This is a genomic window from Vibrio sp. 378 (genome assembly GCF_033339435.1).
The window spans coordinates 1-1,752 of the sequence record NZ_JAWOUO010000055.1 but is presented as its reverse complement, the minus strand read 5'-3'; the positions used below and the strand labels follow the sequence as shown (position 1 = coordinate 1,752).

Sequence of the window (1,752 nt, the reverse complement as noted above, 5' to 3'; positions counted from 1 at the left end):
TTATATTCAATGGCTTATTTTCCTGCTAATTGGTAATACCATGAAAAATACCATGCTCAGAAAAGGCTTAACAATATTTTGAAAAATTGCCTACTGAGCGCTGCCGCACAGCTCCATAGGCCGCTTTCCTGGCTTTGCTTCCAGATGTATGCTCTTCTGCTCCTGCAGCTAATGGATCACCGCAAACAGGTTACTCGCCTGGGGATTCCCTTTCGACCCGAGCATCCGTATGAGACTCATGCTCGATTATTATTATTATAGAAGCCCCCATGAATAAATCGCTCATCATTTTCGGCATCGTCAACATAACCTCGGACAGTTTCTCCGTGTAAATAATGTTACAATGTGTGAGAAGCAGTCTAAATTCTTCGTGAAATAGTGATTTTTGAAGCTAATAAAAAACACACGTGGAATTTAGGAAAAACTTATATCTGCTGCTAAATTTAACCGTTTGTCAACACGGTGCAAATCAAACACACTGATTGCGTCTGACGGGCCCGGACACCTTTTTACTTTTAATTACGGAACTGATTTCATGATGAAAAAATCGTTATGCTGCGCTCTGCTGCTGACAGCCTCTTTCTCCACATTTGCTGCCGCAAAAACAGAACAACAGATTGCCGATATCGTTAATCGCACCATCACCCCGTTGATGCAGGAGCAGGCTATTCCGGGTATGGCCGTTGCCGTTATCTACCAGGGAAAACCCTATTATTTCACCTGGGGTAAAGCCGATATCGCCAATAACCACCCAGTCACGCAGCAAACGCTGTTTGAGCTAGGATCGGTTAGTAAGACGTTTAACGGCGTGTTGGGCGGCGATGCTATCGCCCGCGGCGAAATTAAGCTCAGCGATCCGGTCACGAAATACTGGCCAGAACTGACAGGCAAACAGTGGCAGGGTATCCGCCTGCTGCACTTAGCCACCTATACGGCAGGCGGCCTACCGCTGCAGATCCCCGATGACGTTAGGGATAAAGCCGCATTACTGCATTTTTATCAAAACTGGCAGCCGCAATGGACTCCGGGCGCTAAGCGACTTTACGCTAACTCCAGCATTGGTCTGTTTGGCGCGCTGGCGGTGAAACCCTCAGGAATGAGTTACGAAGAGGCAATGACCAGACGCGTCCTGCAACCATTAAAACTGGCGCATACCTGGATTACGGTTCCGCAGAACGAACAAAAAGATTATGCCAGGGGCTATCGCGAAGGGAAGCCCGTACACGTTTCTCCGGGACAACTTGACGCCGAAGCCTATGGCGTGAAATCCAGCGTTATTGATATGGCCCGCTGGGTTCAGGCCAACATGGATGCCAGCCACGTTCAGGAGAAAACGCTCCAGCAGGGCATTGCGCTTGCGCAGTCTCGCTACTGGCGTATTGGCGATATGTACCAGGGATTAGGCTGGGAGATGCTGAACTGGCCGCTGAAAGCTGATTCGATCATCAACGGCAGCGACAGCAAAGTGGCATTGGCAGCGCTTCCCGCCGTTGAGGTAAACCCGCCCGCCCCCGCAGTGAAAGCCTCATGGGTGCATAAAACGGGCTCCACTGGTGGATTTGGCAGCTACGTAGCCTTCGTTCCAGAAAAAAACCTTGGCATCGTGATGCTGGCAAACAAAAGCTATCCTAACCCTGTCCGTGTCGAGGCGGCCTGGCGCATTCTTGAAAAGCTGCAATAACTGTCACGCCCCCCTGCAATAACTGTCACGCCCCCCTGCAATAACTGTCACGAACCCCTGCAATAACTGTC

General features: G+C 50.0%; 1 protein-coding gene. It reads left to right on the top strand.

Going from position 1 to position 1,752, the window contains the following annotated elements; all coding sequences use genetic code 11:
- Positions 1-535 precede the first annotated feature (535 nt).
- Entirely contained in the window at positions 536-1,681 is a 1,146-nt protein-coding gene (locus R7Q48_RS23990; protein ID WP_015056382.1) for a class C beta-lactamase CMY-4, read from the top strand.
- Positions 1,682-1,752 lie beyond the last annotated feature (71 nt).

Bases quoted from the DNA above. Each gene is read 5' to 3' on its own strand.
- R7Q48_RS23990 (WP_015056382.1), top strand. From the start codon at position 536: ATGATGAAAAAATCGTTATGCTGCGCTCTGCTGCTGACAGCCTCTTTC.